This is a genomic window from Ferrovibrio sp., assembly GCF_025869515.1.
In the GTDB taxonomy this organism is placed as follows: Bacteria; Pseudomonadota; Alphaproteobacteria; order Ferrovibrionales; family Ferrovibrionaceae; genus Ferrovibrio.
The window spans coordinates 1-14,882 of the sequence record NZ_JAOZVR010000020.1 but is presented as its reverse complement, the minus strand read 5'-3'; the positions used below and the strand labels follow the sequence as shown (position 1 = coordinate 14,882).

At 60.4% G+C, this 14,882-nt stretch carries 10 protein-coding genes and 2 pseudogenes; 9 read left to right on the top strand and 3 right to left on the bottom strand.

The genetic code is table 11. The features are described 5' to 3' along the window. The coding region (locus OJJ21_RS03980) for a replication initiator protein A (protein ID WP_297683382.1) at positions 1 to 779 on the top strand (779 nt) is incomplete at its 5' end. Positions 780 to 814: 35 nt separating this feature from the next. Here the strand turns inward: OJJ21_RS03980 and OJJ21_RS03975 are convergent. From OJJ21_RS03975 to OJJ21_RS03965, 3 genes are all read right to left on the bottom strand, one after another. Next, positions 815 to 1,792 carry a helix-turn-helix domain-containing protein gene (locus OJJ21_RS03975; protein WP_297683381.1) on the bottom strand — a complete coding sequence of 326 codons (978 nt, stop codon included), beginning with the start codon at positions 1,790 to 1,792 and terminating at the stop codon, positions 815 to 817. 142 nt (positions 1,793 to 1,934) lie between these two features. Then, a complete protein-coding gene (locus OJJ21_RS03970) occupies positions 1,935 to 4,907 on the bottom strand; it encodes a Tn3 family transposase (protein ID WP_236104903.1) in 2,973 nt (990 codons plus the stop codon). A gap of 142 nt (positions 4,908 to 5,049) precedes the next feature. Next, positions 5,050 to 5,313, bottom strand: coding sequence for a hypothetical protein (locus OJJ21_RS03965; protein WP_297683378.1), 264 nt, complete (start codon positions 5,311 to 5,313; stop codon positions 5,050 to 5,052). A gap of 231 nt (positions 5,314 to 5,544) precedes the next feature. Between OJJ21_RS03965 and OJJ21_RS03960 the strand changes: the two are divergent. From OJJ21_RS03960 to OJJ21_RS03925, 8 genes and pseudogenes are all read left to right on the top strand, one after another. Further along, positions 5,545 to 6,243, top strand: a pseudogene (locus OJJ21_RS03960) (IS5 family transposase); the annotation flags it as partial. Positions 6,244 to 6,590: 347 nt separating this feature from the next. Continuing rightward, the gene (locus OJJ21_RS03955) at positions 6,591 to 8,129 is read left to right on the top strand and encodes a hypothetical protein (RefSeq protein WP_297683376.1); all 1,539 of its coding nucleotides are present in this window, start codon (positions 6,591 to 6,593) and stop codon (positions 8,127 to 8,129) included. 499 nt (positions 8,130 to 8,628) lie between these two features. Further along, a pseudogene (locus OJJ21_RS03950) lies at positions 8,629 to 8,766 on the top strand (IS630 family transposase); the annotation flags it as partial. Positions 8,767 to 9,382: 616 nt separating this feature from the next. Beyond that, positions 9,383 to 10,384: a ferredoxin--NADP reductase gene (locus OJJ21_RS03945; protein ID WP_236104905.1), complete on the top strand. Its 1,002-nt coding sequence runs from the start codon at positions 9,383 to 9,385 to the stop codon at positions 10,382 to 10,384. Then, a complete protein-coding gene (locus tag OJJ21_RS03940; RefSeq protein ID WP_236104906.1) occupies positions 10,381 to 11,130 on the top strand; it encodes a MerR family transcriptional regulator in 750 nt (249 codons plus the stop codon). Before OJJ21_RS03945 ends, OJJ21_RS03940 begins: the two co-directional genes overlap by 4 nt. Before the next feature lie 5 nt (positions 11,131 to 11,135). Beyond that, the gene (locus OJJ21_RS03935) at positions 11,136 to 12,377 is read left to right on the top strand and encodes a ferritin-like domain-containing protein (RefSeq protein WP_236104907.1); all 1,242 of its coding nucleotides are present in this window, start codon (positions 11,136 to 11,138) and stop codon (positions 12,375 to 12,377) included. Between the two features lie 143 nt (positions 12,378 to 12,520). Beyond that, a complete protein-coding gene (locus OJJ21_RS03930) occupies positions 12,521 to 13,189 on the top strand; it encodes a transglutaminase family protein (RefSeq protein WP_236104908.1) in 669 nt (222 codons plus the stop codon). Positions 13,190 to 13,379: 190 nt separating this feature from the next. Next, positions 13,380 to 14,882 (top strand): DUF1302 family protein (locus tag OJJ21_RS03925; protein ID WP_297683370.1); only part of this gene is annotated, 1,503 nt, incomplete at its 3' end.

Genomic DNA, 14,882 nt, shown 5'->3' with positions numbered 1-14,882 from the left:
TGATGGCGGCCAGTCCCTACGAGATCCTGACCTTCATCGGCCGGGGCACCTCGCTGCGGGACTATCAGCGCCTCCGCGCCGCCTTCGATCGCCTGCAATCGACCACCATCGCCACCTCGCTCCGCCAGGCGAGCGAGAAGCGCCTGCATCGCTTCTCCTGGATCAACGAATGGGTCGAGCACGCCAACGGTAACGGCCATCCGGGCGGTATCGAACTGATCGTACCCGACTGGTTCTACAGGGCGGTCCTGGACGATGCCCTGGTACTGACCATCGACCGCGCCTACTTCCGATTAACCGGCGGGCTGGACCGCTGGCTCTACCGCATCGTTCGCAAGCACGGCGGCCGCCAGCCCAGGGGCTGGCGCCTCGACTTCCGCCACCTGCACCAGAAGTCCGGCAGCCTCTCGCCCTTCAAGCGCTTCGCCTTCGAACTGCGCGACATCATCCGCCGCCAGCCCCTGCCGGGTTACAGGCTCTCGGCGCAGGCGGAGCCTGGCGGACGGCATCTGCTCGTCTTCGAGCCGGAGCCCTGTGGATATCCTGTGAAACCCCTCGTGCTATCGGGAACCCCGACTATCGTGCCATCGGGAACCCGGGACTCGTGCTATCAGGAACCCAAACCACCCGTAACCTATTGCGTCGGAACGAGAAATCGCTCCCTTAACTTAGACTCTAACATAGAATCTAACATTGATGATGTTGGTCCCGCGCAAAGCCGGGACAACATCGGCCAAGTGTCGGTTTTCCGCAAAGCGAAGACTGGGGGTGATCGGTGACTGATCTTCCCCTTAAAGCGGAGACTGTTTGTCCCTTAATCGTAGACTGGCGCAACGGTCAGTCTCCTCTTTGGGCGCCGCATCCGCTTCGGCCAGGGGCCGTGCCGACGCAACATCGCCTGAGCGACGTGGGCGGTGATCTCGACGCCGAACCGGCTGCGTGCCTCGTTGACCACCCGGTTGTAACGCCAGCGCGGCCCATGCGGCGAAGCTGCGCTGATCCATTCGATCAACTCTTTGGCCTGGGGTTCGGTGAGGTATTGCCATCGCGGCCGCTCCAACGCGGCGTCCAGGCCATCCTTCGCACCTCGCCTCAGCCAGATGTAGAGCGTGCGGGCCATCACGCCGGCGGCTTCGGCAGCGACCTCGACCGGCAGGCCGTCACGCACATCGGCAAGCGCCAGCAGGCGTTGGCGCCGATGGGACAGTCGTTCCTGCTTCGCCATTGCGCGCAGGTCGGTGGCAGGCTCCGGCAAGGTCTCGATCCAGGCACGCCACCATCCACGATCCGGGCTGTGCTTCTGATCCGGCCATGCTCCGAGCAGCACGGCTTCAACCTCGGCACGTTCGTGCTCGGCAAGGTGCGGCCAGCGCCGCATCTGACGCCGGGGCCGCGAAGCGCGCAGCAACGCGAACGCAAGCTGGGTATGGCGCGGCCAGCCATCGAGCATCCAGGCCAGGATCGACAGACCGTCCGCGCTTTCCCTCGCGCTGCCGAACGGCTGATAGTCGAAGTCGCGTTCGATTCGGGCGAACAACTGTTCCCTGGCTTTCGGTTTGGTGTCGAACCACACGACGCCCAGCATCGCGTCGAACAACGCCACCACGACCGGCCAGTCGAGCGCGGTCATGTCGGGCAGCTCGATCACGCCATTGCGCCGACCGTCGAGCAGCCGTTGCTGCAACCGCACCATCGGCTCCGGCGCGGGCCGATAGGGCGCGCGGGCGAGTTGGAACGCGCAGCGCATGCATCGCTCCGGCGCGAAGTGGGCGCTGGAACCGAGCGACGGCATCCGCAGCTTCGCGCCGCACTCGGGGCACATGCCCACGAGGATCGCGCGGTGGCGTGCGCAGGCGCCAACCCATCCGACCATCCAGTCGGGGTGACGACACGAAAGTGATCAGATTGTCCGGTTCGTGAGAACGGACCAGCAACTATGCTGCCAGCAGCGACTGCGGCCGACGGAGAGGTCGCAATCCATCCATCGGAATTGAATCGTCGCCCCAGACGTAGTCCCCGGTCAGGCCGACATGCTCCCAGCCGAGCGGCGCGACGTGGCGCGCGAGTTCCGGCCGCACGTCGGCGCCGCGGCCGCCGAGATCTTCCATGGCAGCCTGAAGGTACCGGGTGTTCCACAGGATGACCGCCGACACGAGCAGATTCAATCCCGAGGCCCGGTAGGCTTGGTTCTCGAAACTGCGGTCGCGCATCTCGCCGAGCCGGTTGAAAAAGATGGCCCGCGCCAGTGCATTGCGCGCCTCGCCCTTGTTGAGCCCGGCGTTGGCTCGTCGGCGCAGCACCGGATCGCGCAGCCAGTCCAAGGTGAACATCGTGCGCTCGAGGCGGCCGAACTCGCGCAGTGCCAGAGCCAGGCCGTTTTGCCGGGGATAGGCAGCTAAGCGCCTCAACATGGCAGAAGCGGTCACCGTGCCGACGCGGATCGAGGTGGCCAGCCGCAGCAACTCTTCCCAGTGGGCAGCCAAGTGATCGAGATCGATCACACCGCCGATCAGGGGCCGGAGAGCCGGAGGCGCCTCGTCTCCCGGAAACAGATACAGGCGGCGGTCCTTGAGGTCCCGGATGCGTGGGGCGAAGCGGAAGCCCAGCAGATGGCACAGCCCGAACACATGGTCGGAGACGCCGCCGGTGTCAGTATAGTGCTCCTCGATGGACAGGCCGGTCTGGTGGTAAAGCAGGCCATCGAGAACGTGCGGCGCCTCGCTTGCCGTCGCCGCGATCACCTTGGTGTGGAACGGACCGTACTGGTCTGAGACATGGGTGTAGAAGGCGACGCCCGGCTCGTTGCCGTGCCGGGCGTTGACGTCACCGACCGCCTCGCCGCGGCCGCCGGCACGATAGAACTGGCCGTCCGAGGAAGAGGTGCTGCCGTCGCCCCAGATGGCGGCCAGCGGCAGGGCTCGATGGACGTCGATGATTTTGGCGAGTGCGGCAGCGTAGGTCTCTTCACGCACGTGCCAGTCATGCATCCAGGCAAGCTGCCGCATCGAAACGCCGCGGCAGGCCTCCGCCATCCGCGTCAGCCCAAGATTGATGCCGTCGGCGAGAATGGCCGTGAGCAGCGCCGCCCGATCCTCCGGCGGCCTGCCGCTCCGCTGGTGGGTAAAGCACGCGCTGAAGCCGACCCAGCTATCGACCTCCAGCAACAGGTCGGTGATCTTGACCCGGGGCAGCGTCTGGTAGGCGCTGTGGCCGAGCTCATCAGCCGCCTCGGGAGTACGGTCGCGGATGGGGGAGACCTTCAGTTCGCCCGTTGACAGATCGACGCTCTCCAGCTTTCCGGCCGCGGCCAGGCCGGCAACCTCCGCAATCCGCTCGCGCAGGGCCTGCCGCCGCGCGGGCAGGTAGACGGTTCTTTCCCTGCTGACCGCGACCGGCAGGGCGTTCTCGTCGCGCAGCGCGTCGAAAGTCGGCCTCGGCACCAGGCAGGACTCGAAGTCGCGAAATTGGCGACTTCCATCAACCCATATGTCGCCGGCGCGTAGCCGGTCGCGCAGCTCCGAAAGGGCGCAAATTTCGTAAGCCTTCCTATCGATCACGCCGCCAGGCATGACGAGCCGACGCCAGGAGCGACGGACGAACCCAATCGGCGCCTTGGGCGGCAGGCTGCGCTTGCCCGAGTCGTGCATGGCCCGGAGCACCTCGAGCGCCCGCAGTAGCGACGCAATGGCGGGGCCACCCTTGAAAACGAATGCGCCCAGCAAAGTCGGGGCAAAGGCACGGACAGTGGCGTACCGCCCCACCAGTTCGACCCGAGGGTCCATCGCGTCCGGCCGCGCCAAAGCCTCAACATCGGCGACGCTGGCGACGAACTTGTACCATCCAACACCCTTGTCCAGCGCCTCGAAAGGATTCCGGCCGGCCTCGCGTGCGTCGATCACAGCGCGGCAAGCAGCGATGATTGTCTGAAGCTGGCTCCTGGTCTCCTTCATCGTTTTGAGTGTCTTCTCCGACGTGCGGTTTTCTGCTCGGCGGCCGAGCGAGACCATGAGCTTATCGAACATGGCGAGTGCTGCGTCGGTCAACGCTGTCTCCATGCGGATCGCCACCGCGGCCAGCAGCGCATCCCGGCGTACAGGGGAGAGATCGCGGAGGTGCTGCACCGTCATCCGCACGCCCTCGGCGGCAAGCCGCTCGAACGCGGCATCAGGGACCTGGTCTTGGACGACGCGGTCGACGGCAAGGCCGCGCAGCGCTTCGAGGCGGTCAACGACCGCGACGAGATTGCGCGGTGCCGGTGCCTTTGGTGCTGAACGGAGCCAAGCCAGCATGGCAACGCCGGCATCGGCCCACGGCTCGAGTAGCGCCGCGACCCGGCCACCGCCGTCCCGTCCGAGCGCTTGCACGACAATGCGATAAATGATCCGCTCGGCCCGGCCTCGCGCCTGGTGCAGGATCAGCTCCAACACGGCCGCGGACGGCAGCAGGATGCGTCGCTGCCGCAGTTCGTTGACCAGCGCGGTCGCAAGCGCCATTGGATCCCGGTTCACCTGGGCGATGGACAACAGCCACGATGCCAGCGCCCCGAACGCCGCGCGATCGAAGCTCCGGTAGCCTGTCTGCTCCATGAGATCGGCCATCTGCTCGCGCCGGGTCTGGCCCCGGCGTCGATAGTCGGCATAATCATCGGCTTCGGCGCCAACCTGGCGAGCAACAAAGGCCAGCAAGGCCGACGGCGGGATTTCGTCAGGGTCGGGCATGCGACCGGGATAGCGCAGGTAGCAGAGCAGGACAGCATAACCAAGACGGTTGCGCGCGGTGCGCTTGACCGCGACAATGTCCAAATCGTCACGGTCGAACGTATAGTGGCGGATCAGTTCGCGCTCATCAGACGGAACAGCCAGGAAGTGTGCCCACTGGCCTTCGGTCAGGAGTCGCCGTCGCGCCATCGCCCTCTCCAATCCCGTCAAGGAAATCATAGCGAAAGTGGCGGGTGGCGGCGGGGCAGATCGCTACATGTTCGCGTATAGTCGAAATTCAGGCTAAAGCTCACCCGCGCTGCCAGCGCGGTGAGCTATTCCCGAATCAGTTTCACCGGTCGCCGAGCGACCGCCAAGCAAACCAAACAACAAAGAGTACGATGAGAGTGAGAGGCCAGCCCGGGCCACTCTCTATGAAATGGATCGTGATATCCATTAGATCCTGCAGCGTTAGCGCACCTGCAACTACGGTGGTCATCGAGAAACGTCCGTTGGTAAGCACGGCGCCGCCGCTTATGTGCCAAATTGGCGGCATTTTCATCCAATTTGGCATGATTTTCAAGGCTGACGTTATGCGACTGTTGAGGTCGCGCATAGGCCGAAAATTGCTCCCATAAATGTCGGCGGGGTCAGCGCCACCCGCCGGGCGGATGAACTGATGCGGTCCATGCGCGTGACCCGCACCTCTTAGTGTCTTTAGTGTCTGATCCGAAATTAAGTTGAGTGATATCAGCCGGTTAGCTTGACAGCGTTGGCCTGTCGCTGATTCTGGGGTTTCGCCAAAACCGACCAGGAATCAGCGACGTGGGCCGATACTGCCCGCGCCATTCATGCGCGAACCGAACTGGCTTTGCCAAGCGATTTGACCGATGCGGAATGGGCGGTGCTCGAACCACTTCTGCCGCCCGCTTCGCCAGTGGGACGTCCTCGCAAATGGTCGATGCGGCGGATTGTCGAGGCGATCCTGTTCTTGCTGCGGGGTGGTTTGCCATGGCGGATGCTGCCACCCTGCTTTCCGCCGGTCTCGACCGTCCGGCGTTGGTTCTCCCGGGGGCGCGCCAGGGGCGTGGGGCTGACGCACAACCGCACCCTGCTCATGGCCTCGCGCGCGGCGCGGCCGGGAAGCCTTCCCCAGCGCCGGGGTGATCGACAAGCAGACCGTGGAAACCACCGAATCCGGCGGCCCTCGGGGTTATGACGCGGGCAAGAAGATCAAGGGACGCAAACGCCATATCCTCACTGACACGCAAGGAAATCTCGTCCACGCCGTGATCCACACCGCCGACATCCAGGATCGCGATGGCGCGCCGCTGGTTTTGGGCAAGATCGCCAAGCGCTTCCCCTGGCTCCGGCACATCTTCGCCGACGGCGGCTATGCTGGTGACAAGCTCAGGGACGCGCTGCGCCCTATCGGAAAATGGACCGTCGAGATCAACAAGCGTTCAGATGCCGTCAAAGGCTTCAAGGTCCTGCCTCGCCACTGGTGGTCGAGCGCACCCTAGCATGGCTCAACCGAAACCGGCGAAATCGGGCGCCACCCTGGACCGCAAAGGCACTAGGTCGACGGAGAAACGGCCGGCCACAAGCTCTCTACACGCTCTAACGAACCGGACGATCTGATCACTTCCGTGTCGTCATAAGCACGAACCACCCAAACCGCGTGACGGGTGGGATCAGATGGAGCCAATTGTAGATCCATGCTGCGTCGCCACAGGTGACAACAATGTCAGTTTCAAATACCGTACCAAAACGGTGCAAACTGTAGCCGATTTGGCAATTCGTGCGCCAGCCCGCTCACTCACGGGCGGTCGCCCTGAAGAGGGTGTCAGACGAGAGTGTTCTATTTTAAGTTTTGCATGAGGAACTTGCAATATGCGAAAAAGACCAACCGTTAAGGCCGTTATCTTCGGCACAACAGCGGTCGCCACTCTCGCGGCGGCGGCAAGCGCCACCGCGCAGGACGCCATTCAGGTTTCTGCATCGCAGTTTGGTTATACCAACCGCGCGGTTGCTGAAACCAACGTCAAGCTCGATATATTCGGCGGTGGCGATGAAAGTGGCGGTACTTATGGTGGCGCCCCCAGCCTGACGGTACCCCTCGGCGACAAGCTCGGCCTGCAGATCGACGGCGTGGCCGGCGTGACTGGGGACGAGACCGGCTTCGCCGGCGGCGCCGCCCAGCTATTCTACCGTGACCCACAGAAGTTCCTGATCGGCGTCGCCGGTGGCGGCGTCTATGTCGACAGCGTGGCGCAATATGGCGTCGCAGCGATCGCCGAATATTATCTCGACAATGTCACCCTCGAAGGCTTGGTCGGCTACGAGACCGGCGACGTGATCGATGGAGTCTACGGTCGTGCGGGCCTGTCGGTCTATGCCAATCCCAATCTCCGCCTCGGCGGTGGCGTCAGCTACTCGCGCAGCAACGATCTGGGTGGCGACATCCAGGTCGAAGCACTGCTGACCGACGTCCCAGGCATGGCCCTGTTTGCCACCGGCATCTTCGACCAGCAGGGCGCCATGGGCCTAGGTGGTGTTCGCTTCTACATGAATTCCGGCACCAATCTACTGACCACCGACCGCACCAAGCAGCAGTCGGCGCCAACCCTAATCGACATGCAGCGCCACATGAACAGGCCGAACTTCCTGTTCGCCGCCGGGTCTGGCTTCGGTATCCGCCAGATCAGCCTGACAGGCGACGCCACGTCGAATCCGCCGCCGCCGCCGCCGCCGCCCGAGCAGTGCAAGGATCACTCCCTGAAATGCAAGCTTCACGGCCTAGTCGACCGCCTGGTCGCTCACGAATATCGCGAGCATAGCGCCCTGACGACGCTGACGGGGTGGGTCGACGACCAGGTCAACGCCCGGGTCGACAAAGAGAATAGCGCCTTGGAGGCGCGGGCAGATCGGCTCCACGGCCTGATCGATGGCCTGGGCAACAAGTATCCCATCCTGACGCCGCTGACGGGTCCGCTCGACGCCCTGATCGACGCCCGGGTCACTCATGAGTATCGCGAAAACAGTGCTCTGACAGCCCTGTCAGGGCGAATCGACGAACGGGTCAACACCCGGGTCGACAAAGAGAATAGTGCCTTGGCGGCGCTGGCAAATCGGCTCCACAGCCTGATCGATGGCTTGGGCAATCGCAAGCATCGCCCCCTGGTGGCGCTGACGGGGTGGATCGACGACCAGGTCAACGCCCGGGTCGACAAAGAGAATAGCGCCTTGGAGGCGCGGGCAGATCGGCTCCACGGCCTGATCGATGGCCTGGGCAACAAGTATCCCATCCTGACGCCGCTGACGGGTCCGCTCGACGCCCTGATCGACGCCCGGGTCACTCATGAGTATCGCGAAAACAGTGCTCTGACAGCCCTGTCAGGGCGAATCGACGAACGGGTCAACACTCGATAGGGCCTTCGTACCTAGGTGATATATTCTTGGGTGAGGTATGCCACACCCAAGAATATTCAAGATCTGACAGGCGTGATATCCGCTTTAGAATCTTTAAAGCGGCATTGTTACCGATGGATCTTCATTATGCTTTTCTTAACTTCATTCCCAATAACCATACAATATACTATAGATACAATAATTTATTTCATAGAAATCGGTCCTGGCTGGCCCCTCACTCTCATCGTACTATACGTTGTTTGGCTTGCTTGGGTATCATTCCGCTGAAATCTCCCTATCCAACTAATACCAGTTCCACGAATGGCTGACTCGTGAGGGATTGAACGAACCCACTGTGGCGGGATTTTGGAGAAGCTCCCCGTGACCTGACCCCCCCGTGCTTCATCCAGCGGGAAGCGGAGACCCGGCCCCGGCATCGCGAGGACGATCCCGCCGCCCAGAAGGCCCTCAAAAAAAGCTCCGCGCCCGGGTGAAAAGCATCGCCCGGCGCAAGGCTGCCGGTCGCAAGGTCGAGATCTGGTTCCAGGATGAAGCCCGCGCCGGCCGGGTATGGTTCGAGCGAGGGCAACGGCCGAGGGGGGCCCGCGACATGCGCCACAAGGCAGCCTGGATCTTCGGCGCCGTCTGCCCGGCCCGGGATACCGGCGTCGCCCTCGTCCTGCCGGTGGCGACGACCGAGGCGATGTAGGCCTTCCTCGACGAACTGGCCCTGGCCGTTCCCGCAGACCGATCACTCACTTTATTTCGGATCAGACATTAAGTTGTCGGAGCCAGAGTTGAGCGAAGACATCGACTGGCGCATAATTGCCTTCTATTAATAGTCGATAGAATTAAACGGATAGAACCAGCACGACTTAAAAAATGGGCGGATTATCGCCATTTCTTCCAGACGCTTTGGTTTGATTTTTATCGCTGTGCGCGCGCGGCCGGAATCACCCCGCCCTGGCGTCAGACCGCAATGACACGCAGCGACTTGCGGAACCATGCGTCGACCCCGCGGCAATCTCTGGCCGAGCTTCGACATGATCTGCTTACAAGATGTGTTGATAGCGTTGCGTTGAGTGTATAGTGTAGCTATGCGCAAAGCATCACTACACATTGCCCCCTGAGCCTTTCCTGCCCTCACGAGAGACCCCATCATGACAGCCCGCACGGCAACCCTGCATCCTGTATTGATTTCCTCAGGGCCTCGGCCGAGCGCTAGGCGTTGGTCCTTAATCGTTCGGCCTGATCAGCTTCACCACCGAGCCCAGGTGAAGCGCATCGTTAAGGAAACCGACGAGGCGGTGTCGGTCGTGCTCGCACCGGTCGACGGGATACCCAAAGACCTGCGGGCCGGTCAGTTTCTCACCCTGATCGCGCAGATCGATGGCCAGGCCGTGAAGCGGGCGTATTCCCTCAGCGAGCTTCCCAACGAAGGGACGATGACGATCACCAGCAAGCGGGTCGAGGGTGGGGTGATGTCCACCTATCTGAACACGCGCCTAAGAGAGGGTGCTTGGCTTCAGTTCGCCGGCCCCAGCGGCGACTTCGTTTTGCCGGCACGGGTACCGACACACTATGTGTTCGCCGCAGCGGGCTCGGGCATCACCCCGATCATGGCCATGGTTGAGCAATTGCTGGAGCATGAAAACAACCACGTACCCATTGCTGTTTTTTATGGCAATCGTCGCGAGCAAGACATCCTTTTCCGCGAGCGACTGGATGCATGGGCGAACCGACATGAAAACCTGACCATCCACTATGTACTCAGCCAACCAGCACAGGACTGGAACGGTCGCCGAGGCCGCATCAGCGCTGAAGAATTGCGTGGTGCTGCGCCCGGAACCGGAGCCATCTATTTTCTCTGCGGCCCGGATGACTTCAATGAGTCCCTTCGCCGCCAGTTGATCGCTCTTGCGATTCCCGCGCAGGCCATTGCCAGTGAACAGTTCACCACGCTCGCCCGCGAATCCCGCCCCCATCCCAAGGACTCTCATATCGTTGTGTTCCGCGTTGGCGGATCGGAAAGGGAGGTCACGGTGCGGCCGACGGAGACCCTGCTTGAGGCGGGTCTGCGGGCCGGCATCGCCCTGCCCTTCAGCTGCACCATGGGGGGGTGCGGGCATTGCAAGGTCAAAATACTTGACGGCGACGTCGCCACCGATGCGCCGAATTGCCTGACCGAACCCGAGCTTCAGGCCGGCTACGCGCTGGCCTGCTGTGCATATCCGCATCATCGCGCGACGGTGGCAATCGAAGAGAAAGTGTCATGAGCGCTTCCAAAAATTCGGTGTACCGGATAGCGGAAGTGGTCCGCCGATCCGGATTTACCAAGGAAACGATTCACTACTATCTGCGCGAAGGCCTGCTGCCGCCTCCGCAGAAGCCCACGCGCAATTCGGCACTCTACAGTGAAGAGCACCTACATCGGCTGCGCATGATCCGCTCGATGCGCGAGGAACATCTGCTACCGCTCAAAGCGATCAAGTGCCTACTCGCTGACCAGCCGCTACAGGAATTCAGCGCCGCACAGTTCGCGACCCTTCAGGCTTTGCGCCAACGGAAGCTGAATGAATTGCGCCTTCGAGGACCCGGTGGCAAGCCTGGGCTCACACGCGATCTGGCCCTTGAGCTAGGGCTGACAGTCGCCGAATTGCAGGAGCTGCGGGAAATCCAGTTGCTCACCGCGGCTGACGACGAGGCCCTCGATGCCGACGAAGTGGAGTGTCTGCGGCTATGGGCGCTGGTGCGCGACGCCGGCATCAATGCCGAAAAGGGCTTCAGCCCGCGCGACATCCGCTACATCGACCAATCTGCCAAGTTCCTGTTCGAGCAGGAATTGGCACTGTTCAAAGATCGCCTGCACCAGTTGCGTCCAGCGGAAATCGATTCGCTGTTGCACATCGTCCTTCCGGCCATTCATCGGCTGGTGGTCATCCGCCATGAACGAATGATTTCGGCACTGCTGGAGGTTTACGGGGCCTCATCGGTGCGAACGATCCCGACCCGTCAGGAGTAAGACGCATGAACACCACCACCGAGCAGGTCTTGGGCCGTATGCTGCAAGGCCTGCCCCTCAAGATGCAGAACAAGGTCACCCAGACGCTGGAGAATGTCTCGCTGGTTGCCGAGATTCGCGATCCCAGAGTCGGGGTGAGCATGTTGCCCTCGGCCTATCGCGGGTTGTGGCAGCGTAAGGGCAAGGGTGATGACTCTGTGCCGATGAAGTCGGGCCATGCCGTACATTTTGATCTGAACTACGGCACAGATTTCCCAGAGATGTACGAGCTTTACCGCCGGGCTGTCGCCAACCAGTGGGATGGGGAATGGCAGCTCGACTGGGGCACCGAGGTTGATCCAATGAATCCCGAAACCCCAATTCTCGGTCGGACGCCTTTCGCGCCATTCGAAGGGCTGGAGGCCGCCGGTGTGAAGCTCGACGCCGCGGAGAAGCAGCAACTCAACTACCACTTCGCGGCTTGGATGTTGTCCCAGTTCATGCACGGCGAACAGGGTGCCCTTTACGCCTCGGCGCAGTGCACGGAATCCGTTAGCTGGGTCGACGGCAAGCTCTATGGCGCCACACAGGTAATGGATGAGGCGCGCCATCTTGAGGTATTTCTCCGGTATCTGGAAACCAAGCTGGAGCGTGTATACAAGGTCAACGACAACCTGTTCGTGATCATCGACGACCTGCTCACCGACTCGCGCTGGGACATAAAGTTTCTCGGTATGCAAATCATGGTCGAAGGGCTCGCGTTAGGCGCCTTTTCCACCATGTACAATCAGACCGGCGAGCCGTTGCTCAAGAACCTGCTGCGTTATGTGATTCAGGACGAAGCCCGCCATGTGCATTACGGGGTGCTAGCCTTGCGCGAGCACTTCACAAAGAACCTTTCGGCAGCCGAAAGGCGTGAGCGAGAGGATTGGGCTTTTGAAGTGGCCATGCTGATGCGGAACCGCTTCTTTGCCCACGAAATCCACGATGAGTGGTTTGCGCATCGCGTCTCGCGCGCTACTTGGAACCGGTTGATGTCCGAGTCGCCGGCCATGACCAAGTTTCGCAGCATCATGTTCCAGCGATTGGTGCCGAATCTTCAATATATCGGCCTGCTCTCGCCGCGCATGGAAAGCTACTACGAAAAGGCCGGTCTGATGGCTTATGCCGGCGGCAAGAATGCTAGCCAGCTCTCTGAGCAGGACTTGCTGCGTGACAACGACACGCTCGCCGAACAGGCGATCGAAACGCTGCGTAAGTCGGCGTAAGTCCTGCCAACCGCCTGGGCTTGAGGTAAAAATCAATCAGCCCAGGCGCGCGGCACAGGCCCCCCCCCGGATTTGTTGAGCCTCATCCCAATTCACCACCATGGCATTCAATATAACACTACAGCTGGGAGAAATCATCCGCTATGCAGCCAAGCTTCGGTGCGCTCCACCCGACCGCCATCATCGATGCGGATCACCCGGCAGTGGTAGAGTTCGCGCGCGTTCACCAGGGCGCTGGCCAGAGCGCTTTGGAACGGGCCGTGTCCCTCTATTACGCCGTGCGTGACGGCTTCCGCTACGACCCATACCAACTGGATCTGACCTCACGCGGGATGAGCGCAAGCCGCGTCCTGGAGACCGAACACGGCTGGTGTGTGACCAAAGCGGTGCTGCTTGCTGCTGCTTGCCGAGTGCTCGGCATCCCGGCAAGAGTCGGTTTTGCCGATGTGCGCAATCATCTCTCCACGGCGCGCCTGCGGGAAACGATGAAGACGGATGTCTTTTACTGGCATGGCTACGCTTCGATCCTGGTCGATGGCCGATGGGTCAAGGCGACGCCAGCGTTCAATATCGAGCTTTGCGAGCGCTTCGGACTGCTGCCGCTGGAGTTCGATGGACACAAAGATTCAATTTATCACCCCGTCGACAGCGCAGGCAACCGGCACATGGAATACCTGACGATGCGTGGTGAATTCGACGACGTTCCACTCGCCGACATGGTAGCGACGTTCAGCCAACACTACGGCCACATGAGCCGTCTCGATGAATTCAGTTTTGACGACGACGTTCGCGACGAGGGCTCTGCGGCGTAGCCGCCTTGCATCCACATCCGGACCACCGGCAATAATTGTACCGCGCAGTGGAAGTACGGCGCGCCAAGCGACGGTTCAAACGTCGTGATCGGATAGAAAAAGATCTTCGGCAGGTCAATGACTAAAGCCAAAGAGCGACCACATGCAATCATGTGGCGTAAAAACAAACAAAAACAGGGAGGAAAATAGAATGGCCAAATTCTGGGACGCAAATTCCAACCCGCAAAGTCTTGTGTGGTCTGTCGCTGCAATGACCGCAGCTGGTATCATCGCCTCCGCAACAACGGTAGCAGCCTACGATTTCGAAATCGGCGATGAGATCACTGGTTCAATCCAGACGACTCTTTCTGTCGGAGCGCAGATGCGGATGGCGGACAGGGATCCACGGAATTACGGATACTATTATGGCGGCTTGAGCAATGTATCAGATATTGATGACGGAAATCTCAACTACGACAAATATGATTTAATTAGTCAAGTCAGTACAGTATCCAGCGAGTTAAAACTGAAGTGGCGTAATTATTTTGCATTCTTCAGAGGGGCAGCATTCTACGACTCCATTGCCGCGAACAATGATCTCGCTGATTTCGAGCCTGAACTTCGTCCATATACAAGCGGTCGGTACCCAGAAGGGGCCGATAACAGGGCCGATTGGGACGCCAAGCTTTTGGATTATTATATCGGCGGTGATTTCGATCTGGGGGGCCGGAACCTTACCGTTAAAATTGGCAGTCAGATCCTGAATTGGGGCGAAGCCCTGTTCACGATCAATGGCATTTCCATCGTCAATCCTATCGATGTGAAGAAGATTCGTGTCCCAGGCGCGGAACTGAAGGATGCTCTTATCCCCGTGCCTATGATCTATGTGGGGCTAGATCTAGCAGACAATCTTTCTATGGAAGCATTTTATCAACTGGACTTCGAGCCGTTCATATTGGATGCTTGTGGCAGTTTCTTTTCGACTACGGACAATATTTGCGATGGAGTGAAATACGCTAGTACATTGCAAGATCCGTTTGATCCGAGATCGTATACCGCTGGCACCGGAATGAAAACGACTGACTATGACAATCCCAACAAGAGCCTGATGGCTGCCAATTTTCCGATTTATGTTAAAGATGATCCGGATATTCATGACTGGGGTGTATCGCTCAAATATTTCTCACCTGACTTGAATAATACGGAATTCCAGTTCTATTTCGCACGCTATACTTCTCGCCTGCCTTCCGCCTACTGGCAGTCACCAGAGAAGTTTGCAACTGGAACTGGCCAGATAAACGCCGCCGCATTGCCGGTGCCCTTGGTTCAAGGACTGCTAGACCAGCTCGGCATTGACCAGCTAAATGCGCTGACGTCAGCGCTCTCCGGCTTACTCGGCGGGCCGGTTACGGATCTTGTCGGAGCGCTAACGAATCCCCTAACAGGGGCCTTGATCCAGCCGCCGTTCGGAACGTCACCCCGATCAAAGGTTCTTGAGAATCTGGATAATGGTCAGTTCACGCTCTACTATCCGGGCGGGCTGAACATGCTTGGTTTTGCTTTAAATACCACCTACGACCCACTTGGCATTGCCATTAATGCTGAGATCAGCTGGAAACATAATGTTCCCATTCTGATTTCGGAATCGGCAATCGTAACTACGCAATATAATGCCGCCGGCGGTGCCCCCATAAGTCAAGCTACGGGGGTAAAG